This is a genomic window from Methylobacterium tardum (assembly GCF_023546765.1).
In the GTDB taxonomy this organism is placed as follows: domain Bacteria; phylum Pseudomonadota; class Alphaproteobacteria; order Rhizobiales; family Beijerinckiaceae; genus Methylobacterium; species Methylobacterium tardum.
Genome location: NZ_CP097484.1, coordinates 956,399 through 979,678, shown reverse-complemented (window position 1 = coordinate 979,678; position 23,280 = coordinate 956,399). Strand labels below are relative to the sequence as shown.

18 protein-coding genes and 1 pseudogene are annotated in these 23,280 nt (G+C 71.3%); 12 read left to right on the top strand and 7 right to left on the bottom strand.

Annotated features, from left to right (window positions below; genetic code table 11):
- Positions 1–195 precede the first annotated feature (195 nt).
- The 4 genes from M6G65_RS04765 to M6G65_RS04750 all read left to right on the top strand — a co-directional run bounded on the left by M6G65_RS04765 (position 196) and on the right by M6G65_RS04750 (position 6,234).
- Entirely contained in the window at positions 196–792 is a 597-nt protein-coding gene (locus M6G65_RS04765; protein WP_250103629.1) for an LOG family protein, read from the top strand.
- A 79-nt stretch (positions 793–871) separates the two neighbouring features.
- Positions 872–2,614, top strand: a complete 1,743-nt coding sequence (locus M6G65_RS04760; protein WP_250104209.1) for a methanol/ethanol family PQQ-dependent dehydrogenase — start codon at positions 872–874, stop codon at positions 2,612–2,614.
- 345 nt (positions 2,615–2,959) lie between these two features.
- Entirely contained in the window at positions 2,960–4,915 is a 1,956-nt protein-coding gene (locus M6G65_RS04755) for an autotransporter-associated beta strand repeat-containing protein (protein ID WP_250103628.1), read from the top strand.
- Entirely contained in the window at positions 4,804–6,234 is a 1,431-nt protein-coding gene (locus M6G65_RS04750) for an autotransporter outer membrane beta-barrel domain-containing protein (RefSeq protein WP_347710492.1), read from the top strand. The genes M6G65_RS04755 and M6G65_RS04750 overlap by 112 nt, the downstream gene beginning before the upstream one ends.
- Here M6G65_RS04750 and M6G65_RS04745 read toward each other — a convergent pair.
- On the bottom strand, positions 6,231–7,136 hold the full coding sequence (locus M6G65_RS04745; RefSeq protein WP_238197448.1) for a LysR family transcriptional regulator: 906 nt from the start codon (positions 7,134–7,136) through the stop codon (positions 6,231–6,233). The two genes, M6G65_RS04750 and M6G65_RS04745, sit on opposite strands and share 4 nt — an antisense overlap.
- Positions 7,137–7,227: 91 nt before the next feature.
- Between M6G65_RS04745 and M6G65_RS04740 the strand changes: the two genes are divergently transcribed.
- A complete protein-coding gene (locus M6G65_RS04740; RefSeq protein WP_250103627.1) occupies positions 7,228–8,097 on the top strand; it encodes an aldo/keto reductase family oxidoreductase in 870 nt (289 codons plus the stop codon).
- A gap of 180 nt (positions 8,098–8,277) precedes the next feature.
- Here the strand turns inward: M6G65_RS04740 and M6G65_RS04735 are convergent, their stop codons facing one another.
- The 6 genes and pseudogenes from M6G65_RS04735 to M6G65_RS04710 all read right to left on the bottom strand — a co-directional run bounded on the left by M6G65_RS04735 (position 8,278) and on the right by M6G65_RS04710 (position 14,706).
- Entirely contained in the window at positions 8,278–9,507 is a 1,230-nt protein-coding gene (locus M6G65_RS04735; RefSeq protein WP_238197446.1) for an ABC transporter substrate-binding protein, read from the bottom strand.
- Between the two features lie 375 nt (positions 9,508–9,882).
- Positions 9,883–10,767, bottom strand: coding sequence for a beta-keto acid cleavage family enzyme (locus M6G65_RS04730; RefSeq protein ID WP_238197445.1), 885 nt, complete (start codon positions 10,765–10,767; stop codon positions 9,883–9,885).
- Positions 10,768–10,785: 18 nt separating this feature from the next.
- Entirely contained in the window at positions 10,786–11,544 is a 759-nt protein-coding gene (locus M6G65_RS04725) for an SDR family NAD(P)-dependent oxidoreductase (protein ID WP_238197444.1), read from the bottom strand.
- Positions 11,541–12,491 carry a 3-hydroxyacyl-CoA dehydrogenase family protein gene (locus tag M6G65_RS04720; protein ID WP_250103626.1) on the bottom strand — a complete coding sequence of 317 codons (951 nt, stop codon included), beginning with the start codon at positions 12,489–12,491 and terminating at the stop codon, positions 11,541–11,543. Before M6G65_RS04720 ends, M6G65_RS04725 begins: the two co-directional genes overlap by 4 nt.
- 13 nt (positions 12,492–12,504) lie before the next feature.
- Positions 12,505–13,529: pseudogene (locus M6G65_RS04715) on the bottom strand (cyclase family protein).
- Positions 13,530–13,731: 202 nt separating this feature from the next.
- Complete coding sequence (locus M6G65_RS04710) at positions 13,732–14,706, bottom strand: transporter (RefSeq protein ID WP_238197441.1); 975 nt, start codon at positions 14,704–14,706, stop codon at positions 13,732–13,734.
- 320 nt (positions 14,707–15,026) lie between these two features.
- Between M6G65_RS04710 and M6G65_RS04705 the strand changes: the two genes are divergently transcribed.
- The 7 genes from M6G65_RS04705 to M6G65_RS04675 all read left to right on the top strand — a co-directional run bounded on the left by M6G65_RS04705 (position 15,027) and on the right by M6G65_RS04675 (position 23,192).
- Positions 15,027–16,286, top strand: a complete 1,260-nt coding sequence (locus M6G65_RS04705) for an ABC transporter substrate-binding protein (protein WP_430929546.1) — start codon at positions 15,027–15,029, stop codon at positions 16,284–16,286.
- A gap of 19 nt (positions 16,287–16,305) precedes the next feature.
- Positions 16,306–17,181 carry a branched-chain amino acid ABC transporter permease gene (locus M6G65_RS04700; RefSeq protein WP_043386828.1) on the top strand — a complete coding sequence of 292 codons (876 nt, stop codon included), beginning with the start codon at positions 16,306–16,308 and terminating at the stop codon, positions 17,179–17,181.
- Between the two features lie 299 nt (positions 17,182–17,480).
- A complete protein-coding gene (locus M6G65_RS04695) occupies positions 17,481–18,401 on the top strand; it encodes a branched-chain amino acid ABC transporter permease (protein WP_238197440.1) in 921 nt (306 codons plus the stop codon).
- Positions 18,398–19,903 carry an ATP-binding cassette domain-containing protein gene (locus M6G65_RS04690; RefSeq protein WP_250103625.1) on the top strand — a complete coding sequence of 502 codons (1,506 nt, stop codon included), beginning with the start codon at positions 18,398–18,400 and terminating at the stop codon, positions 19,901–19,903. Before M6G65_RS04695 ends, M6G65_RS04690 begins: the two co-directional genes overlap by 4 nt.
- Positions 19,904–20,092: 189 nt before the next feature.
- Positions 20,093–21,346, top strand: coding sequence for an acyl-CoA dehydrogenase family protein (locus M6G65_RS04685; protein ID WP_238197438.1), 1,254 nt, complete (start codon positions 20,093–20,095; stop codon positions 21,344–21,346).
- A complete protein-coding gene (locus M6G65_RS04680; RefSeq protein ID WP_250103624.1) occupies positions 21,343–22,401 on the top strand; it encodes a phosphotransferase family protein in 1,059 nt (352 codons plus the stop codon). Before M6G65_RS04685 ends, M6G65_RS04680 begins: the two co-directional genes overlap by 4 nt.
- A gap of 2 nt (positions 22,402–22,403) precedes the next feature.
- Complete coding sequence (locus M6G65_RS04675; RefSeq protein ID WP_238197436.1) at positions 22,404–23,192, top strand: SDR family NAD(P)-dependent oxidoreductase; 789 nt, start codon at positions 22,404–22,406, stop codon at positions 23,190–23,192.
- Positions 23,193–23,280 lie beyond the last annotated feature (88 nt).

Genomic DNA, 23,280 nt, shown 5'->3' with positions numbered 1-23,280 from the left:
GCCGCCCGCTGCGGGCTTTGGGCCGCGCGAAAACCGTCGACGGCGTGGGCCATAATACCGTACATGCTCCCGACACCAAGCCGTCCCGCCGCCCTGGCGGGTGAATCCCACGCGATGTCAGCACTTTGGCGCGGGAAGCGCCGGACGCGGGGCTCTTTCTGGACGGCTCGCAACGGACGCGCAGGAGGGCGCCGGATGGCCCCGGTGAGGACAGTCTGTGTCTATTGCGGCTCCGGCTTCGGCCGCGACCCCGCCTTCCGCGAGGCCGCGGAGCTGCTCGGGACCGCGCTGGCCGAGGCCGGGATGCGCCTCGTCTACGGCGGCGGCGATGTCGGCCTGATGGGCACGGTCGCGCGGGCGGCGCTCGAAGCCGGCGGCCACGTCACCGGCATCATCCCGGACTTCCTCCAGGCGCGCGAGCACATGCTGGCGGACATCCAGGAGACCGTGGTGGTGCCCGACATGCACACCCGCAAGCGCCTGATGTTCGAGCGCTCGGACGCCTTCGTGACCCTGCCGGGCGGGATCGGCACCCTGGAGGAACTCGCCGAGCAGCTGACCTGGGCGCAGCTCGGGCGGCACCGCAAGCCCGTGGTGCTGGTCTCGGTCGCCGGGTTCTGGTCGCCGCTGCTCGCCCTGTTCGAGCACATGCGCGGCCACGGCTTCATCCGCGAGGGGCTCGATCTCAGCTACCTCGTCGCCCGCGAGGCGGCCGAGGTGGTGCCGCTGCTCCGCGAGGCCGGCCACGAGCCGGATCCTCAGGCCGAGGAAATCGTCCAGCAGCGGATGTGAGGCGGCCCGCGCGGGATCCCGCGCGTCGGCCGCCGCGCGGCGAGAGGATGTCCAGGATGCGCGCTTCCCCCTCGCGGCCCTGCCGCTCGCCTGCCTCGCCGGTGCGGCCGCCGCCGGCGACGCACCGGTCCTCCAGACCCTGGACTACGCCAACACCCGCTATTCCGACCTCGACCGGATCAATTCCGGCACTGTCGGCCGCCTCAAAGTGGCCTGGACCTTCTCCACCGGCGTGCTGCGCGGCCACGAGGGCGCGCCGATCGTGGTCGGGCACGTGATGATCGTGCACACGCCGTTCCCCAACGTGGTCTACGCCCTCGATCTCGACCAGGGCGGGAAGATCCTGTGGCGCTACGCGCCGCGGCAGGATCCGAGCGTGATCGCCGTGATGTGCTGCGACACCGTCTCCCGCGGCCTCGCTTACGCGGACGGGCGGCTGTTCCTGCAGCAGGCCGACACCACCGTGGTGGCGCTCGATCCGGAGACCGGCCGGGTGCTGTGGTCGGTGAAGAACGGCGATCCGGGCCGGGGCGAGACCAACACCGCCACGGTCCTGCCGGTGCACGGCAAGCTGATCGTCGGGCTGGCCGGCGGCGAGTACGGGGCGCGCTGCCACGTCACCGCGTACGATCAGGCCAGCGGGAAGCGGCTCTGGCGCGCCTACGCCACCGGGCCGGATGCCGACATGCTGGTCGATCCCGAGAAGACCACCGCGCTCGGGCGCCCGGTCGGCACGGAGTCCTCCCTGAAGAGCTGGGAGGGCGACCAGTGGCGGACCGGCGGCGCCTGCAGCTGGGGCTGGTTCTCCTACGACCCCGACCTGAACCTCGTCTATTACGGCACCGGCAATCCCGCGACCTGGAACCCGGCCCAGCGCCCGGGCGACAACCGCTGGGCCCAGGCGATCATCGCCCGCGACGCCGATACGGGCATCGCCCGCTGGGTCTACCAGATGACCCCCCACGACCAGTGGGATTATGACGGCGTCAACGAGATGATCCTCACCGAGCAGGTGATCGGCGGTCGGCCCCGCAAGGTGCTGACCCATTTCGACCGCAACGGCTTCGGCTACACGCTGGACCGGGCCACGGGCGAATTGCTGGTGGCGGAGAAGTTCGACCCCACGGTGAACTGGGCCAGCCGGATCAGCCTGGATCCCGCCGCGCCCGATTACGGGAAGCCGGTGGTCGACAAGCGCTATGCGCCGGGCGAGGCCGACGAGGACGAAACAACCAAAAATATCTGTCCCGGAGCGCTCGGCGCCAAGAACCAGCAGCCGGCCGCCTACTCGCCCCGGACGCGGCTATTCTACGTGCCGACCAACCACATGTGCATGGATTACGAGGCGTTCCGGGTCACCTACACGCCCGGCCAGCCCTATGTCGGCGCGACCCTGACCCTGCACCCGCCCGAAGGCACCGACCGGACCGGGGCGTTCATCGCCTGGGACGGGGCGAAGGGCCGGATCGCCTGGACGATCCCGGAACCGTTCTCGGTCTGGTCGGGGGCGCTCGCCACCGCGGGCGACGTGGTCTTCTACGGCACGCTGGAAGGCTACCTGAAGGCGGTCGATGCCCGGGACGGGCACGAGCTCTACCGGTTCAAGACGCCGTCGGGCATCGTCGGCAACGTCACCACCTACCTGCACGCCGGCAAGCAGTACGTGGCGGTGCTCTCCGGAATCGGCGGCTGGGCCGGGATCGGCCTGGCGGCCGGGCTCACCGACCCCGCCGACGGTTCGGGGGCGGTCGGCGGCTACGCGGCCCTGTCACAGTATACGGCGCCGGGCGGGCAGCTCACGGTGTTCGAACTGCCGGAGTGAGCCGGTCGCCGGCGGCGTCTGCTCGCGCCGCCCCGCGATTCGCCCCCCTCCCGCCGAAGTGCTCCCGCGCGGCATCGGCCGAGGTCCATCCCGGGCCGATTTCCCGTCCCGCCAGGCCCCGCCATCGGCGCCGGCAGCCGACCTCGGGTACGTCTATTCAGGCGAAGCCGCGCCGTGCGCGGCAATCGATTGCCGCGATCCAGTGCTGTTCAGAGAATTTATATAATAAAAAATTCGGACTTACAAATTATTTATCCGAAAATAAGTCGGCTTTCAGAGTGTTGCTTCGAGGATGCGAATCGGAAAGACCTTGAATTTTGAACGAACTATGACGATCCGCCATCGATGATCTTGGATAAGGGGCGCGCGACCGGCCGGCTGAGGCGGCTTTGGGGAGCGCGTCATGAAACGGGGATATGGGGTCTCAATTGCCGCTCTGGCGGTCACGATGCTCGGTTCGGGCGCCCAGGCGCAGACGCCGGGTGCCGGCAACGGCGTCGACATCCTGTCGGGCTTCCGGCGGATCTGGATCCCCGGACGGACCTACGACACCGGATCACAGACGGTCCTCGGAACGCCCCTCCTGCTGCGCAACATCCAGATCGTCGCCGAGCGGGCGCAGGAGCGGACCCGCGCGCAGGAGATCGCCGCCTATTACGACGACCGCCGCAACCAGAGCTACAGCGTCATCGACGGCCTCGGGCCGCTGACCCAGGCCTATCTGGCGGGATCGGGGGCGACCACCACGATCCCGACCTTCGACGCGACCACCTCGCGCGTCCAGTATGTCGACCAGGGCACCGGCGCCGGCGTGACGACGTCGCCCCTCGGGAAGGTCGTGCAGCTGGTCAACGCGTTCCGGACCAACGCCTCCACCAGCCCGGCCAAGGATGCCTACAGCTATCCGCGCCCCTGGCGGCAGAGCCTGAACGGCCAGAGCCTCGGCCTCGTCGTGCCGCCCTCCCTTGGGCCGGAGAAGAGCCCGACCCCGCAACGGATGGCGGCTTCCCGAGCGGCCACACCAACGCCGCCTATCTCTCGGCCCTCGCCCTGGCCTACGCGGTCCCGCAGCGGTTCCAAGAACTGCTCACCCGCGCGAGCGAACTCGGCGACAACCGGATCGAGGCGGGCATGCACGCGCCCACCGACGTGATCGGCGGGCGCGTGCTGGCGACCTACTTCGCCATCCGGGCGCTCAACGACCCGGCGAATGCGGCCCTGCTGGGCGAGGCCTTCGCGCAGGCGCAGAGCTACCTGAGCCAAGCCTGCGGCGGCCCGCTGGAGCGGTGCGCCCACGCGCCCGTGGATCCCGCCACCGACCGATTCTCCGATTACGCGCGCAACAAGGCCGCCTACACGGCGCGCCTGACCTACGGCCTGCCGCCGGTCGGGCCCACGGACCTGCCGCCGGTGGTTCCGGCGGGCGCCGAGGCGCTGCTCGCGACCCGCTTCCCCTATCTCACGGCGGCGCAGCGCCGCGACGTGATCGCGACCACCGAATTGCCGTCCGGCGGCTTCCTCGACAACGGGCTGGGCTACGACCGCATCAACCTGTTCGCCGCCGCGGACGGCTACGGCGCCTTCAACGGCACGGTCACCGTCACCCTGGACGCCGCCAAGGGCGGGTTCTCGGCCTACGACGTCTGGCGCAACGACATCGGCGGCGCGGGTAGCCTCGTGAAGCTCGGCAGCGGAACGCTGGTCCTGACCGGCGCCAACACCTACGCGGGCGGCACCACGATCGGTGGCGGGACGCTGGTCGGCCATGCCGGCGCCTTCGGCACAGGCGCGATCCTCGACAACGCGGCGCTCGTGGTCGACCAATCCGTCGACGGGACGATGGCCAACGCCATCGCGGGCTCCGGGACCCTGGCCAAGACCAATTCGGGCGCCCTCACCCTCACGGGCATCAGCACGCTGACCGGTGCCACCACGGTCGAGGCGGGGCAGCTCGTCGTGAACGGCTCCCTCGCCAACTCGCTCGTGACGGTGCGTCAGGGGGCGGGACTGGGCGGCTCGGGCACTGTGGGCGGGATCCGCGTGCTCGCGGGCGGCACCGTGGCGCCGGGCAATTCCATCGGCACGCTCACCATCGCCGGCAATGCCGCCTTCGCGGCCGGCTCCACCTACAGGGTCGAGGCCAACGCCGCCGGCCGGCCGACCGCATCACCGCCGGGGGCCAAGCCGCGCTGTCGGGCGGCATCGTCCAGGTTCTGGCCGCCTCGGGCTCCTACAACCCGCGCACCACCTACACGATCCTGTCGGCCACCGGCGGCGTCTCGGGCCAGTTCGCGGGCGTGACCTCCAACCTCGCCTTCCTGTCCCCGGGCCTGCGCTACCTGACCAACGCGGTCGACCTGACCCTCACCCGCAACGACGTGCCCTTCGCCGCCAGCGCCACCTCGCGCAACGGCGCGGCCGCCGCCAACGCCATCCAGGCGGCCGGCGCCGGCCGGCTCACCGACGCGGCGGTGGGCTTCACCGCCGCCGAGGCGGGCGGCGCCTTCCGGGCGCTCGCCGGCGACATCCACGCCGGCACCGTCTTGGCGGCCTACGAGACCGCCTTCTTCGTGCGCGAGGCCGTGCTCGACCGGCTGCGCTGGGGCGATCCCGGCACCGGTCTGAATCACGGCACCCTGCCCGCCGCCTACACCGCCGACCTGCCGGGCCGCCAGCCGGTGGTGGCGAACGTGCCGATGCGCACGCTCGACCCGCAGGTGTTCGGGCTGTGGGGCCAGGGTTTTGGCGCCTTCGGCACGGCCGAGGGCGGCGGCAACGCGTTCGACCTCGACCGGCAGATCGCGGGCTTCGCGGCGGGCGCGGATGTGCGCTTGTCCAGCGGGCTGCGCTTCGGCGTGGTCGGCGGCTACACGGAGGCGTCTCTCGACAGTGCCGGCCGGGTCGGCGGCACGCGCCGGGCGGAGAGCGCCACGCTGAAGAGCGGCTTCGGCGGCGTCTACGGCGGCTACGAGCTCGGCCCGCTGTCGCTGCGGCTGGGGGCGATCTACGCCGACACGGACGCGCACACGCGCCGGGCGGTGCTGTACGGGCTGTCCGATACGCTGAGCGGCCACGGCGGCGGCGCCACCGTGCAGGGCTTCGGCGAGATCGGCTGGACGATCCCGCTGGGTGAGCCGGCCGCGGCGGCGCCGGTGTCGAAGGACGGGGCGGCGGGCACGGTGCAGCCGGCGGCCTCGTATGTCGAGCCGTTCGTGGGCGGGGCCTATATCGGCATCCGGCGGGACGGGTTCGGCGAGACCGGAGGCGCCGCGGCGCTGGTGAGCTTTGCGCGCGACTATGATCTCGGTGCGGCGACTGTGGGCGTGCGGGCGCAGACGCGCCTGGACCTGGGCTTGGGCCTGCCGGTGACGCTGCGGGGTCTCGTCGGCTACCGGCGGGCGTTCGGCGACGTGGTGCCGACGGCTTTGCTGGCCTTCGGGGCGGGCGGCCCGGCGTTCCTGAGCGCGGGCGTGCCGATCGATCGGGACGCGCTGGTGGCGCAGGTCGGGCTGGATCTGGCGGTGGCGCCAAACGCGACGCTCGGCGTGGCCTATACGGGCCAGACCGGCGCACGGGCGCAGGACCAGGCGGTGAAAGGCAATTTCACCCTCCGGTTCTAGCGCGCCCCTTGCGCGCCGACGAAGTCCACGAAGGCGCGCAGCGGCGCCGGCAGGTGCCGCCGGCCGGGGTAGTAGAGGAACGGGCCGGAGAAGTCCTGCCACCAGGGTTTCAGCACCGGCTCCAGGGCGCCGCTGTCGAGATGCGGGCGCAGCCAGTCCTCGAACAGGTGGACGATCCCCGAGCCGGCGACCGCCGCCGCCACCGCGAGGTCGCTGGCGCCGACCCGCACGATCAGCGGCCCGGACGGGTCCACGCGGACGATTGCGCCGTCGCGCTCGAATTCCCAAGGCGCCGTCAGCGCGCCGCTCGGGAAGCGCCCGAGCAGGCAGGCGTGGCCGAGGAGGTCGCGCGGGTGGTCCGGCCGGCCGCGCCTTTCGAGATAGGCCGGGGACGCCGCGGTGGCGAAGCGCTGCCGCCGCGGGCCGATCGGCACGGCGATCATGTCCTGCTCCAGCCGCTCGTCGTAGCGGATGCCGGCATCGCAGCCCGCCGCCAGCACGTCCACGAACCCGTCCTCGACCACCACCTCCAGGCGGATCTCCGGATAGGCCGCCAGGAAGGGCGGAACGAGCGCCGGCAGCACCAGGCGGGCGGCGCTGAGCGGCACGTTGAGCCGCAGCGTGCCCGCCGGCCGGTCGCGGAACCCGTTCACCACGTCGAGGGCGGATTCAACCTCGGCGAGCGCCGGGCCGAGCCGCTCCAGCAGGCGGGTCCCGGCCTCGGTCGGCGCGACGCTGCGGGTGGTGCGGTTCAGGAGGCGCACGCCGAGTCCCGCCTCCAGCCGACGCACGGCCTCGCTGAGGCTCGACGCGCTCCCGCCCCCGGCGCGGGCGCCCTCGCGAAAACCGCCGGCCCGCGCCACGGTCACGAAGGCGGCGAGGTCCGTGAGATCCTGGGTCATCGTTCGAGAATCCGCACAGGCCGTGCCGATTGTCACGGCTTATCGGCGCAAAACCGGGCGTCTACATCCGGGGCGCCACAGGAGATACGTCATGACCGACATCGCGCAGGCCGGGACCTTCCGACTCGGCGACCGCACCGTGAAGCGGCTCGGCTACGGGGCCATGCAGCTCGCCGGGCCCGGCGTGTTCGGGCCGCCCAAGGACCGCGCCGAAGCGGTCGCGGTGCTGCGCGCGGCCGTGTCGGCGGGCGTCGATCACATCGACACCAGCGACTTCTACGGGCCGCACGTCACCAACCAGATCATCCGCGAGGCGCTGCACCCCTACCCGGACGGGCTCGTGATCGTCACCAAGGTCGGTGCCGTGCGTGGGGCCGACGCGTCGTGGAACCCGGCCTTCTCGGCCGACGACCTCACCCAGGCGATCCACGACAACCTGCGCAACCTCGGCGTCGACGCCCTCGACGTGGTCAACCTGCGCCTGATGTTCGACGTCCACGGCCCCGCCGAGGGCTCGATCGAGGCGCCGCTGACGGTGCTGGCGGAGCTGCAGCGGAAGGGTCTGATCCGCCGGATCGGCTTGAGCAACGCCACGCCCCGTCAGGTCGCCGACGGGCGCCGGATCACCGACATCGTCTGCGTGCAGAACCAGTACAACCTCGCGCACCGGGGCGACGACGCGTTCATCGACGATCTGGCGGCGGCCGGCACCGCCTACGTGCCGTTCTTCCCGCTCGGCGGGTTCAGCCCGCTGCAATCGGGCACCCTGTCGGCGGTGGCGGCCGGTCTCGGCGCGACGCCGATGCAGGTGGCGCTCGCGTGGCTGCTCCGCCGGTCGCCCAACATCCTGCTGATCCCGGGAACGTCGTCCCTCGGCCACCTGCGCGAGAACCTCGCGGCCGCCGCGCTCGCGCTCCCGGATGAGGCGATGGCGGCGCTGGATCGGATCGGGGCGGCGTGAGCGACGCGTGCCGCTCGACGACCTGTCCTCCCACACGTCATTCCGGGGCGCCGCAGGCGAGCCCGGACCCGGAGGGGCACGCCGGAGGCGGGCAATCCAGAACCACCGACGGAGCAAAGCATTGGCGCGTCGGCGCGTCTGGATCCCGGGCTCCGCTGCGCGGCCCCGGGATGACGGCTCCTACTTCGCCGTCTGCTGCGCCAGCATCGGGCAGCCGCCCTCGCTCATCGGCCGGAAGGCCTGCTCGGCCGGGATCGTCTCCAGCACCTTGTAGAGGTCCCACTCGCCCTTCGACTCGGACGGCGCCTTGGCCTCGAACAGGTACATCGGGTGGATCTTGCGCCCGTCCGGCCGGATCGTGCCCTTGCCGAACAGGGGGTCGTCGGTCGGCAGCTCCTTCATCTTGGCAACGACCGCGGCGCCGTCCTTGGCCGAGTGCAGGGCTTCCACCGCCTTCAGGTAGTGCAGCGTGCTGGCGTAGACGCCCGCCTGGTAGGAGGTCGGCTTCTTGCCGGGCATCCGCTTCTCGAACCGCTCCGCGAAGGCGCGGGTGCCGTCATTGAGGTCCCAGTAGAACGAGGCGGTGAAGGCGAGGCCCTGCGCCACGTCCAGGCCCAGCGAGTGGATGTCGGTGATGGCGATCAGCAGGGCGGCGAGGGTCTGGCCGCCCTGGCGGATGCCGAATTCGTGCGCCTGCTTGATGGCGTTGGCGGCATCCAACCCGGCATCGGCGAGCCCGATCACCTGCGCGCCCGAGGCCTGGGCCTGGAGGAGGAACGAGGAGAAGTCCGGGTTCGGGAACGGCGTGCGCACGCCGCCGACGACCTTGCCGCCGTTCTTCTCCACCACCGCCTTGGTGTCGCGCTCCAGGGCGAGGCCGAAGGCGTAGTCGGCGGTGATAAAGTACCAAGACTTGCCGCCGCGCTTGAGGATGGCCTTGCCGGTGCCATTGGCCAGCGCCGCGGTGTCGTAGGTCCAGTGCACGGTGTTGGGCGTGCAGGCCGGGCCGGTCAGGTCGGCGGTGCCGCCGCCCGAGTTGATGAAGGCCTTGTTCTTCTCCTTGGTGATCTGCGCGATGGCGAGCGCCACCGAGGAGGTGGGGACGTCGAACACCGCGTCGACGCCGTCGCGGTCGTACCATTGCCGGGTGATGGAAGCGCCGACATCGGGCTTGTTCTGGTGGTCGGCGGCGACGACCTCGACCTTCAGCCCGTGCGCCTCCGGCTTGAAATCCTCGACCGCCATGCGGGCGGCGACCACCGAGCCCTCGCCGGTGGAATCGAAGTAGACGCCGGAGCGGTCGTTCAGCACGCCGATCTTCACCGGTACGAGGTCGGCCGCGAGCGCCGCGCCGGCGCCGAGCGCGCACAGACTTCCGAGCAGCCGCGCGGCGAGGTGGCGGAGCGTCATGTCTCTCTCCCTGTTTTTTGTTGGATGCGGCGCCGTTGATCGGCGCTCGCGGCCTTCGAAGACAGAGTATCCGTGGGCGTTAGCGGCTGATACCGGCGCGGGTGAGGATGTCACTAATCCGTAAGCGCTACGGCTCCTCCCTCCCTCGCAGAGCTACGATGTTCACACATCGCTGGCCGAGGCGCTCTCTCCTCCCCCTTGCGGGGAGGGGTTGGAGGTGGGGGTGGCTCAGGATCGAGCCTGGCGGTCCCTTCTGCACCACCCCCACCCCTTGCCCCTCCCCACAAGGGGGAGGGGAAACGCGCTTGATTTTCAAGCCCTTGGCGTCCGGCAGAGAAGTATGGATCTGCTAGCCCGCAGAGGGGGCGCGGGTCATCACCCAAGCGGCGCCAATCCAAAAATCGCCCGCGCCTGATCGGGCGTGGCCGGCTCGCGGTCGATGTGGGCCAGCAGGCTGACGGCCTTCTCCACCAGCGCGGCGTTGCTCGGCGTGAGCCGGCCCCGGGACAGGTACAGGTTGTCCTCCAGGCCGACCCGGACGTTGCCGCCCATCCCGGCCGCCACCGCGAGGATCGGGAACTCCTCCCGGCCGATGCCGAAGGCCGACCAGATCGCGTCCTCCGGCAGCCGCGCGCGCATCGCCACCAGCGCCTCCGGGGTCGCCGGGGCGCCCCACGGGATGCCGAGGCAGATCTGGAACAGCGGCGGGCGCGCCAGATGCCCCTCGGCGATCAGGTGCCGGGCCAGCTCGATCTGGCCGAGGTCGAACACCTCGATCTCCGGCTTCACACCCGCGTTGCGGATGTGACCCGCCATCGCCCGCAGATGGCCGGGGGTGTTGAGGAACAGGTGCTCGCCGAAATTCATCGTGGCGATGTCGAGGGTGCAGATCTCCGGCCGCAGCGCGCCGACATGCCGGGTGCGGGCCTCCGGTCCCACGAAGGTCGTGCCCGGGCCGGCGACCGACGGGTCGGGGTCGCCCGGCACGAACCGGCCCCCTGCCCCCGTGGTCAGGTTGAGGATCACGGCGTCGTTCCTCTCGCGGATCCGCTCCACCACCTCGCGGTAATGGGCGAGCTCCATGCTGGGCGCGGCGGTCTCGGGGTCGCGGACATGGATGTGGACCACCGCGGCCCCGGCGGCGGCGGCCTCGAGCGCCGATTCGGCGATGGCCTTCGGGCTCACCGGCACGGCCGGGTTCTTCTTCGGCGTGTCGAAGGAGCCCGTGAGGGCGCAGGTGATGACGGTGGTGCTCGACATGTGTGTGCTCCCCGAGCGTCAGATCGCTCCGCCGTCGACCGTGATCGTCTCGCCCGTGATGTAGGCCGCCCCCGCCGCGAGGAAGAAAATGGTCTCGGCGATGTCCTCCGGGCGGGCCATGCGGCCGAGCATGGTGCGCCCCACGGTCGAGGCCTTGCGCTCCTCCGACCAGGGTTCGGTCCAGGGGGTGGCGACGAGGCCCGGCGCCACCGCGTTGACGCGCACGTCCGGCGCCAGGGCCCGGGCGAGGCTGCGGGTCAGGTTGATCAGCCCGGCCTTGCTGGCCGAGTAGGCCACCGACGAGCCCCGCCGCCCGAGCCCGGCCACCGAGGCGGTGTTGACGATGGCGCCGCGGCTCGCCTTGAGGGTTGCGGCCGCGGCCCGGGCGCAGCGGAACGGCCCGAGCAGGTTGGTCGCCAGGATCGTGGCCCAGAAATCCTCGCTCATCGCGTCGAGATCCTCGAAGGCGATGGGCGTGGTCGTGCCCGAGGTGCCCGCATTGTTGACGAGCACGTCGAGCCCGCCGAGCCGCTCAATGCCGGCCGCCACCATGGCCTCGGCGGCGCCGGCGGCCGACACGTCTCCGGGCAGGGCGATCACCGAAAGACCGTCCCCGGCGAGCCGCTCGGCCTCGGCGGGGCCGCGGGGATCGTCGGGCAGATGGTTCAGCGCGACTGTGGCGCCGTTGCGCGCAAACATCTCCACCGTCGCGAGCCCGATGCCCGACGAGGCTCCGGTGACGAGGACGCGCCGTCCCGACAGGTCCGCCCCGATCATGTGCCCTCCATCCGGCCGATCCCGGCCATGGCCGCCTTCAAAGCCAGGAGCTTGCGGTCGCGCTCGCGGAACAGCTCTTCGGGCGGGCGACCGCCCCAGTCGAAATAGCCCTTGCCCGCCATCACCCCGATCCGGCCTTCGGCGCAGAGGGCGTCGAGGGTCTCGGAGCGCGTGCGCGGGGGCGGCGGCGCGTAGCTTCCATTGGCCAGCGCCCGCTGCGTCAGCTCCAGGCCGGTGAAGTCCGCCTTGGCGAGGTGGCCGAGGATCGGGATGCGTAAGGAGAGCCCGTGGATGATCGCGTCGTCGATGTCCCGGGGCGCGGCGACGCCCTCGTCGAGGAGCCGGAACACCTCGGCGCTGATCGCCTGCTGGATCCGGTTGGCGACGTAGCCGGGGATGAACCGCTTCAGCACGATCGGCACCTGACCAAGGCCGCGCACGAGATCCGCCATCGCGGCGACCACCGCGGGGTCCGTGCCGGGGCCGGGCACCACGTCGGCGAGGTCGGCGATGTAGGGCGGCGTGTACCAGTGCAGGATCAGCGCCCGCGCCTGCCGCGCTTCGGGAATCAGCGGGAAGACGTCGAGGTAGCTGGTGTTGCTGGCGAGGATCGTCTCGGCAGGGCAGAGCCGGTCGAGCTCGGAGAAGAGCGCGCGCTTGGCGTCCGGGTTCTCGGTGATCGCCTCGATGACGAGGCCGGCGCCGGCGACCGTTTTGTCCAGATCCGCCTCGACCCGGACGGCCTGCCCGAGCCTTTCGGCATCCCAGCCCTCCGGGGCGGCTCCGGCTTCCCGCAGGGTCGCGAGCGCCGATTCCATGAGGCCGGGCACGCGGGCGCGGGTCTCAGTCGACGTGTCGGTGATCCGCACCGCGTGCCCGTGGAGCGCCAGCACCAGGGCGATGCCGTGCCCCATCAGGCCGCCGCCGATGATCGCGATCTCGGTCATGTTCCCCCTCCCCTCACACCGTGGCGATCGGCGTCGTCGGCGAGCCGACCGCCCCGGGCAGGCGGAGCGGCGGGGCGGTGAGCAGGAAGCGGTTGCGGCCGTTCGCGCGCAGCCACTCGGCCAGCGGCGTCAGGTGCCACAGCTCCCCGAGATTGACCCCGAGCTTAAACAGGCAGTGCTCGTGGAGCGGCAGCGTCGCGCAGCAGGCGGGTCCCGGCCCGGCCGGGTAGGATTCCACGGCGTAATTGTCGGCGATCAGCGCGCACAGGCCCGTGCGGGTGATCCAGTCGAGCAGGCGCGGGTCCCGGCCGTCGAGCCCGGCGCAGAGGTTGCGGACGAGCTTCGGGTCCGGATCACCGCCCATGCCGATCAGCCGCTCGGCGAAGCCCGTGTGCAGGCAGACCATGTCGCCGGGCTCGATCACGACCCCGTCGGCCTCCAGGATCCGGGCGAGCTGGTCGTAGCCGACTTTGGCTTTGGCATCGCCGAGATGGGCACGCAGGTCGATCATCACCGCCCGGCCCTGCATGCCGGTCTCGGCCAGGCGCTCGATTCCGAGCCTTTTCGCCCGGGACGGCTGGTCGGCGGCTTCCGGCGTGCTCGGCCCGACGATGTCGCGGCCGCCGCGGAAGCCGTTGTAGAAGGTCGGCGCCGCTCCTGTGCCGTCCGCGTCGAAGAGCGACCCGACATGGGCGAGCGAATCCCACTGCGTCGAGTATTGCAGGTGGATCAGCGCACGGTCGTCGCAGATCACGTCGGTGGCGCCGTCGACCTCCTCGCAGACCGGGAAGTTCATGTTCGGCCGGCCGTTGGCGCGGCGGGTCGGGGTGATCTGCGGCGGGTGGCGGCGCGGGTTCAGGACGTTGCCGCCCGGAAGATCGAGGGGCAGGCTGAGACAGAAGGTGAGCCCTTCGCGCACCTCGGCGATGCCCTGCAGCACCTTCTCGGGGGTGAGCAGGTTGAGGCGCCCGCGCTCGTCGTCGGGGCCGAAATCCCCCAGGTCGAGCCCTCGGGCCGCCGGCTCCAGCGCAGGCTCACCGATGCAAATCCCGGCGTGGCCGGAGGCCGCGGCCCGGGAGCCTCCCGGGCACGGCCGCGCGTGCGTTCCTCACCTGTCTGCACCCTTCTTCGAGGCCGTCCGGTCCGCTCGGCGCGGGATCTCCCGAAGCCTAGGCCGGCCGCACCGGGTCCGGAAGCCCGGGGGCGGACAGGGCGGCCCACGTGAAACCCGCCGCGCGCCTCAGTTCTTGCGGATCAGCAGCTCGGGCGCTGCCGCGACCGCCGTCGGGAAGGGAACGATCACCCGAAACCAGCCCCGGGTCTCCTCCTTGTGCTGACGGTGCCCCGCAGGATCGATGGTGTCGCGAGCCACGATCTCGCGGGTGACGAAGGTCTGCAGGATGACGCGCCCGAAATCGTAGCCCACCAGCCCGCCGGCGGCGATGGAACCGTCCCGCTGGAACCGGCCGAACAGCCGGTCGCGGCGGTTCACCGGCAGGTCCGTGTAGCCGTACGCCACGGCCCCGATCTCAAGATGCCCGAACTTCCTGGTGGCGGTCAGGTCGAGGTTGATCTGGTCCGCCAGCGGCAGCGGGCCGATCGCCGCCCCGACCGGGCCGCCGAATCGTCCATGCGCGTCGAACGGCCGGTTGTAGGTGAGGACCGCCGAGAGGTTGAGGCTGCCGTCGCCCACATAGGTGGCGGCGACGCGCTGGCTGAGCGTCCCGGAAGCGGCCGCCGGGATCAGAGGCGTGCCCCGGAGCCCCAGACCCAGCGACCCGCGGTCGCCGTAGGGCAGGTAGGCGCCCGCGATGTACGACACGCCGAAGCCGCCGCCGAGGTTCCAGGCGAAGATGTTGCCCAGGAATGGCGTGTAGAAGGTGCTCACGGTCTTGTTGGGGACCGGGGCCGGGGCGTGGGTGTCGATGAACACCGACGGGACCGCCACCACCGGCTCGATCCGCGCTCCGAAGACCTTGAGCGGCGACGCATAGATCAGGAACGGGATGTTGACCCCGACCTCGGCGGCGTCGCGGCGGTTGGCCCGTCCCCAGCTGAACGTGTCGAAGGCATAGAAGCCCTCTGGCAGCGGCAAGCCCGGTGCAAGGCCGACCTGCTCTCCTGGCTGAGTCACGGCGGCGGCGCGGGCTTGGCCCGTCGCGCCCAGCAGCAGGGCGCCCACCGTTAGAATCGCGGCGGTCATTCGTGTGCGCATGGCGTCCCCCCGATCCGATGCTGCACGGCGCACCTGCGTCCGGGCTCGGTCGGGAGGGGACGCGACACCATCGCGCTGTGCCGAAGCTGGACTCCGGCGGACCCGCGCGCGCCGCGCGCGACGGCAGGCATCCGGCGCCGCTGGAATCGGAGCGCGTGTTGTCGGGGCGCAACGTTCCGGGCGCGGCCATGCGCAGCCAACGACTGGCCGGAAACGTCACCCGCCCCGCGCCGCCGACCCCTTGTGATCCGGCAGGCGCCGGATACAGTCGTCGCCAAGCCTGCGAATAAAGAATGCGGGCACGACCAGAGGAAACGCTGATGTCCGAGCCCGCGCGCGCCGTTCCCCGGCGCGTTCAGATCCGGCGCATGCTGCCCGCGCTGCTGGCCGCGGGCTCAATGCTGGCGGGGCCTGCGCACGCCGCCGACCCGATCAAGATCGGGGTGATCGCCGAGGCGCAATCCGTGGCCGGGGCCTCGATCCCGCAGGCGGTGCAGCTCGCCGCCGACGAGATCAACGCCAAGGGCGGCATCGACGGGCGCCAGATCCAGGTCGTCACCTACGACGACAAGTCCTCCGCCTCCGACGCGGTCCGCGCCTTCCAGCGGGCGGTCTCTGAGGACAAGGTCAACTTCGTCATCGCCAGCTACATCTCGGAGGTGGTGCTGGCGCTGATGCCCTGGGCGGCCCGGCTCAAGACGCCGATGATCACGCCCGGCGCGGCCTCGAACGAGATCAGCGTCGCGGTCCACAAGGACTACGCGCGCAACAAGTACACCTTCCACGGCTACCTGACCTCGCACGCCCTGGCGCAGGCGGTCTGCGACTCGGCCAAGGAGGTGCTGGTCGAGAAGCTCAAGGCCAAGACCGCCGCGATCATGAGCGAGGATGCGGCCTGGACCCGGCCGCTGGACGCCGCCTACCAGGAATGCCTGCCGAAATCCGGGCTCAAGGTGGTCGAGCATGTCCGCTTCTCGCCAGACACGGGCGACTTCACGCCGATCTACAACAAGATCGAGGCGGCCAAGCCCGACCTGATCGTCACCGGCATCGCCCATGTCGGCGTGCAGCCGACCGTGCAGTGGCAGAACCAGCAGGTCCCGATCGCCATGACGGGCATCAGCGGCGAGGCGACCTCCTCGACCTTCTGGGCCAACACCAACGGCGGCACGCAGGGCGTGCTGTTCGACAGCGTCGCGCTGCCGGGGGTGGCGCTCACCGAGAAGACGATTCCGTTCGCCGACGCCTTCACCAAGCGCTTCGGCGGCGCGCCCTCCTACGCGGGCTACATGGCGTACGACGCCGTCCACTACACCGCGGAGGCGATCAAGCGGGCCGGCTCCACGGAGGCCGACAAGCTCGCCGAGGCCCTGGAGAAGACCGACTACGTCGGCACGGTCGGGCATCTCAAGTTCTACGGCAAGGACGAGCCGTTCACCCACTCGATCCAGTACGGGCCCGGCCTGATGACCAGCGTGCTGGGGCAATGGCAGAACGGCAAGCAGGTGGCGATCTGGCCGGCGGCGACCGCCAACGGGGCCATGATCCTGCCCCCCGCCGTCAAGCCGGCGGTCCAGTAGGCCGGAGCGGGAGAGCGCGGTGATCGGCCTCCAGATCCTCGTCGATGGCTTCGCCATCTCGGCCCTCTACGCGCTGGGCGCGATGGGCTTCACCCTGATCTTCGGGGTCTCGGGCGTCCTCAACCTGACCCACGGCGCCCTGATGGTCATGGCCGCGGTGGCGGCCTGGGCGGCCTCGGCCCTGTTCGGGCTCGGCTCCTACGCGGGCGCGGCGATCGGCGTGCTGTGCGGGCTCGCGGGCGCCCTGGTGACCTACTTCGCCGTCGTGGCGCCGATCGAGCGCAGCCGCGCGATCCCGCGGGAGGAGAAGGAGATCTTCGTCCTCACCGGCACGCTGCTCTGGGGCATCATGATCCAGGAGCTGGTGGCCTACTTCTTCACCGACAACCCGAAGACCGTGCTGCCGCTCATCGAGGGCGTGGTCGAGATCGCGGGCGTCCGCACGCCGAAGAACGAGCTGTTCACCGCGCTGATCTGCTGGGTGGTGATCGGGCTGCTCTGGCTGTTCGTGAACCGGGCGCGGGCCGGCAAGGTCCTGCTCGCGGCCTCGATGAACCCGCGCGGCGTGACGCTGCTCGGGCACGACATGGCGAAGATCTACGTGGCGGTCTGGGCGATCTACGGCCTGCTCGCCGGCATCGCCGGGGTCTTGCTCGGGATGTTCCTGGGGGTCTCGTCGTATTCCGTGGGGCCGCTCACCGCGAGCGCCTTCTCGATCGTGGTGCTGGGGGGCTTGGGCAGCGTCACCGGCTCGCTGATCGCCGCCTATGTGGTGGGGTATCTGGAGACCGCCACCGCCTACCTGATCTCGCCGGCCTACCGGGTGATCCCGGCTCTGCTCCTGCTGGTGGCCGTCATGTACCTGCGCCCGCAGGGTCTGCTGGGGCGGCGGTGATGGTTGTTTTCAAGGCTGTTTCGAGCCGCGGCTCTCCCTCCCCCTCTGCGGGGGAGGGTATTCACGCATCGCTGGTCGCGGGGCTCTCTCCTCCCCCTTGCGGGGAGGAGCCGGAGGTGGGGGTGGTGCAGGATGGGGCGGTGCGGTGCCTTCTGCACCACCCCCACCCCCTACCCCCTCCCGGCCAGGGGGAGGGGAAAGCGCTCCTTTTTCAGGGCGTTGCTCTCAGACCCAGACGTGTGAATCCGGCAGCCTCCCCCGCAGAGGGGGAGGGAAAGTCCCGCCCGCAGCGAGCAATCATGAAGCTCCTCACCACCCCCGGCTTCTGGATCGCGGTCCTCGCCGTCCTGGCCGCCGCCACCCTCCCCTGGTATGTCTCCGGCTACATCCTCGGCCTCCTGACCATCGCCTACTATTTCGGCGTGTTCGCCATGGCCTGGGACCTGCTCTTCGGCTTCGCCGGCGAGGTGAATTTCGGCCCGACCTTCCTGATCGGCCTCGGGGCCTACGGCGCCGGCATCCTCAACAACCGCTACGAACTGCCGATCCCCTACTGCCTCGCGGCCGGGACCGTGCTCGCCGTGGTCGGCGGCCTCGCCCTGGCACTGCCGGCGCTGAAGGTGCGCGGCCCCTATTTCGGCCTGATCACCCTGGTGGCGGTGCTGCTCCTGCAGAACATGATCGTGGTCTTCTCCGGCCTCACCGGCGGCGAGATCGGCCTGACCGTGCCCGACGTCATCTCGATCGACGCCGACACCAATTACTGGCTGGCTTTGGGCTTCATGGCCGTCTCCGGCCTGATCCTCACGGCCATTGCCCGCTCGCCCGCGGGGCTGATCCTCCAGGCCGCCGGGCAGGACCCGGTGGTGACCGGGGCGCTCGGCTTCAACGTCGCCAAGCACAAGCTCGCGGCCTTCGCGGTGAGTGCCGCCTTCTCGGGCCTCGCGGGCGGTTTGGTCGTCTTCTACATGGGCACCGCCTCGGTCGGCACGCTGATCGACACGGCGGTCGGCGTGCAGGTGATCATCGCGGCGGTGCTCGGCGGCCGGCGCACCATCGTGGGCGCGGCGCTCGGCGCCGTGTTCCTGATCGCGGCGGGCGAGCTGCTGCGCCCGCTCGGCGCCCTCTCGACCTTCGTGGTCTCGGCGGTGGCGCTCCTCGTGATCCTGTTCGTGCCCTCGGGGCTGCTCGGCCTCGGATCGCTCCGGAGAGCCCGATGACCGTCGCCGTCGCGCCCCCGCCGGCCGTGTCGCCCGTCCTGGCCGAGCCCTGCCTCAGCGTCCGTGGCCTGACCAAGCGCTACGGCGGCCTCGTCGCCGTCAAGAACATCGACCTCGACCTGCGGCCCGGCGAGATCCTGGGCCTGATCGGCCCGAACGGCTCGGGCAAGTCCACCGTGATGAAGCTGATCATGGGGCTGGAGCGCCCGAGCGCCGGCTCGATCCGCCTGGACGGCCAGGAGATCGGCGGGATGCCGGCCCACCGGGTGGCGCGCTCCGGGATCGGCCTCGTGTTCCAGCACGCGCGGCCGCTCCAGCGGCAGACCGTGCTGGAGAATATCAGCCTCGCGCTCCTGCCCGACAGCCTGATCCGGCTGGCCGCCGACCCCCACGTGGCGCGGCGCGCGAAAGAAATCGCCGAGCGCGTCGGCCTCGGCGCCGTCGCCGATCGGCGCCCCGGCACCCTGCCCTTCGCCGACCTGCGCCGGCTGGAGCTCGCCAAGGCCATCGCCCGCGATCCCCGGGTGGTGCTGGTCGGCGAGCCCTTCGCGGGCCTGACGGGCGGCGAGGTCGCCTCGTTCTCCGAGCTGATCCGGGGGTTTCGCGACGAGGGCAAGGCCGTGCTCCTCGTCGACCACAACGTGAAGAGCGTCTCGGCCCTCGTGGACCGGGTGTTCGCCATGTATCTCGGCGAGCGCATCGCGGAGGGCTCGGCCGAGGCCGTGATGGCCGACCCGACGGTTCGCCGGGTCTATCTCGGCGGCAGCATCGAGACGGCGGCCCGGCCGGAAGCCGCGTTCAAGCCGGATTCGCTGCTCACCGTCGAGGGCGTCGACGTGCTCTACGGCAAGGCGCAGGCGCTCCGCGGCGCCTCGATCCACGTCCACGAGGGCGAGTTCGTCTCGGTGGTGGGCCTGAACGGCGCCGGCAAGACCACCCTGTTCAACGCCATCTCGGGCCTCGTGCCGCATACCGGCACGATCCGGTTCAACGGGCAGGATCTCTCCCGGATGAAGCCCGCCGCCATCGCGCGCGCCGGCATCGTCCAGGTGCCGGAGACCCGCGAACTGTTCGGCGACCTCAGCGTGCGCGAGAATCTCGACCTCGGCGGCCAGCACTTCCCGAAGGCCGAGAGCGCCAAACAGCGGGAGTGGCTCTACGAGCTGTTCCCGATCCTCAAGGCCCGCGAGGCGCAGACCGCCCGCACCCTGTCGGGCGGCGAGCAGCAGATGCTGACCATCGCCCGGGCGCTGATGATGCGCCCGCGCCTGCTAATCCTCGATGAGCCGACCTTGGGCCTCGCCCCGGTGATCCTGGAGCTGCTTTCGAAGGCGCTGGAGAAGCTGCGGCAGACCACGCCGATCACGGTGCTCCTCGGCGAGCAGAACGTCACCTTCGCGCTCCCCCACGCCGACCGGGTCTACGTGCTGGAACAGGCCCGGATCGTCTGGGAAGGCCCGCCGCAACGCTTCGCCAGCGAGATGGGCTCGGCCTATCTGTGAGGGGTATTTCCCCTCCCCTGGCGATCCCGGGCCTGCCCGGGATCGCTCGAGCTTGTGGGGAGGGGCCAGGGGTGGGGGTGGTGCAGGAGGCACCGCTTCGCACCATCCTGCGCCACCCCCACCTCCAACGCCTCCCCGCAAGGGGGAGGAGAGAAGCCCGCAGCGACGGATGTGAGCGGAGCGGACACCGTGGACTTCACCCCTTCCCAGTCCCAGACGCACTGGCTCACCCGCGTCCGCGCCTTCATCGCCGACGCGATCGTGCCGGCTGCCGCCGCGGTGGCAGCCGAGCGTGCGGAGAGCCGCGATCCTTCGCCCACCATGGAGCGGCTGAAGGAGAAGGCCCGAGCCGAGGGCCTGTGGAACCTGTTCCTGCCGCCTTCGCCTGAGCACGACACCGACGATTATCGCGGCGCCGGCCTGACCAACCTCGATTACGCCCTCTGCGCCGAAGAGATGGGTCGGGTCGGGATTGCCTCGGAGGTGTTCAACTGCGCCGCCCCCGACACCGGCAACATGGAGGTGCTGCACCGCTACGGCACCGCGGCCCAGAAGGACCGGTGGCTGAGGCCCCTGATGGCGGGGGAGATCCGCTCGGCCTTCCTGATGACCGAGCCGGAGGTCGCCTCCTCGGACGCCACCAACATCAGCACGTCGATCCGACGCGACGGCGATCACTATGTCATCAACGGCCGCAAATGGTGGTCGACCGGCGTCGGCGACCCGCGCTGCCGGATCGCGATCCTGATGGGCAAGACCGACCCGGAGGCGCCCCGCCACCGGCAGCAATCGCAGATCCTCGTACCCATGGATACGCCGGGGGTCCGGGTGGAGCGCCTGCTCCCGGTCTTCGGCTACGAGGACGCGCCCAAGGGACACGGCGAGGTGGTGCTGGAGAACGTGCGCGTCCCGGCCGAGAACCTGATCCTCGGCGAGGGGCGCGGATTCGAGATCGCGCAGGGCCGCCTCGGGCCCGGGCGCATCCACCACTGCATGCGCACCATCGGGGCGGCCGAGGTGGCGCTGGAGGCGATGGCGCGACGCCTCGTGTCCCGCGTCGCCTTCGGCAAGCGGATCTCCGAGCAGTCGGTCTGGGAGCAGCGGGTCGCCGAGGCGCGGATCGACATCGAGATGACCCGCCTCCTCTGCCTGAAGGCCGCCGACATGATGGACAAGGTCGGCAACAAGGGCGCCAAGCTCGAGATCGCCATGATCAAGGTCGCGGCGCCGCGGGTGGCGCTCAAGGTGATCGACGACGCCATCCAAGCCCATGGCGGGGCCGGCGTCTCGGAGGATTTCGGGCTCGCGAAAATGTACGCCCATATCCGCACCCTGCGGCTCGCCGACGGGCCGGACGAGGTCCACAATCGCTCGATCGCCCGGCTGGAATTCGGGCGCTACACCAATGCCCGGCCAGGAGCCCCGGAAGCGGAGCGGGCATGAGCGACGCCGAAATCTTCTCCGGCGTGAAGCCGGTCGAGCCGCGCCACCGGATCGGCGAGGCGAAGCTCGCCGCCTGGATGGAAGGCCACGTCCGCGGCTATGCCGGCCCGCTCACCGTGCAGCAGTTCCGCGGCGGCCAGTCGAACCCGACCTACCGGCTCGACACGCCCGACCAGGCCTACGTGCTGCGCCGAAAGCCCTTCGGCGCGCTCCTCCCCTCCGCCCATGCCGTGGACCGTGAGTTCCGGGTGATCGGCGCCCTCTACGGCGAGGGCTTTCCGGTCCCGCGCCCCTTCGCGCTGTGCGAGGACCCGGAGGTCATCGGCGCGGCCTTCTACGTGATGGAGGCGGTCGACGGCGCCGTGCACTGGGACGGCGCCCTGCCGGGCCTCGACCCCCATGCCCGACATCGACACTACGCGGGCATGATCGCCACGCTGGCGCGCCTCCACGCCATCGACCCGGAGGCGGCGGGGCTCACCGATTACGGCCGCCCCGGCAACTACTTCTCCCGGCAGGTCGACCGCTGGACCCGCCAGTACCGCGCCGCCGAGGACGGGCGCCTGGAGGATGTCGAGCGGCTGATCGCGTGGCTGCCCAAGACCGTGCCGGAGCAGCAGGGTGCCTGCGTGGTCCACGGCGATTACCGCCTCGACAATCTGATCTTCTCCAGGGATGGCGGCGTCAGCGCGGTGCTCGACTGGGAGCTGTCGACCCTCGGCGATCCGCTGGCGGATTTCAGCTACCTGCTGATGCAGTGGGAATTGCCGGCCGACGGGCGCAGCGGCCTCGGCGGCCTCGACCTGCCGGCACTCGGCATCCCCACCCGGGACGAGGCGGTGGCGCTCTACTGCCGGGCGGCCGATCGGAAAAACCTGCCCGACCTCGACTGGTACTTCGCCTACAACCTGTTCCGGCTGGTCGGCATCCTGCAGGGCGTGGCCGCCCGCGCCAAGGCCGGCAACGCCGCGAGCGAGCACGCCTCCGCGATGGCGGCGCGCGTGCCGAAGCTCGCCGCCGCGGCCTGGGGCTTCGCCGAGCGGGCGGGGGCCTGAGCATGGAGCTCGCCGGCCGCGTCGTCGCCGTCACCGGGGCCGCACGGGGCATCGGCCGGGCGCTCGCGGTCGCGGCCAAGGCCCGGGGCGCGACGATCGTTGCCCTCGACCGGGACGGAGAAGGGGCGGAGGCCGTGGCGGCGGAACTCGGCGGGCGGGCCTTCGCGCTCGACGTCGGCGACGCGGAGGCGGTCAGTGCGGTCCTGGCGCGTATCGAGGCCGAGATCGGCCCGATCGCGCTCTACTGTTCCAACGCCGGCATCCTGGAGCGCGACCCCGATCCGGCTCTCGCCACCTCCGCCGACCCGGAGAGCTGGGCGCGTGCCTTCGCGGTGAACGTGATGGGCCATGTCCACGCGGCGCGGGTGCTGGTCCCGCTCTGGCGCGTCCGGGGCGGGGGCGCGTTCCTCGGCACGGTCTCGGCGGCGGGACTGCTCAGCCAGATCGGCAGCGCCACCTACTCGGCCACCAAGCACGCGGCGCTCGCCTTCCTGGAGCATCTCGCCATCGCCCATGCCGAGGACGGGATCCGGGTCGCCGCCCTGTGCCCGCAGGGCGTCGACACCGCCATGCTGGGGCAAGCCAGCGCCGCGTCGCGCGACGGCGTGCTGGCACCGGAGGTCGTGGCCGAGGCCGCCCTCGACGGGCTGGCCTTGGGGCGCTTCCTGATCCTGCCGCACCCGCAGGTGGCCGAATACGCCCGCCGCCGCGCCGAGGATCCCGAGCGCTGGCTCGCCGGCATGGCGCGCCTGCGCCGGTCGATGCGGGCGGGGGCGGATGGCGGCCGATGATCTGTGACCCGCCCCTCCCCGCCCGTCATCCCGGGGCCGCGCAGCGGAGCCCGGGATCCAGACGCGCTGGCCGACCTCGTCCTGGCGC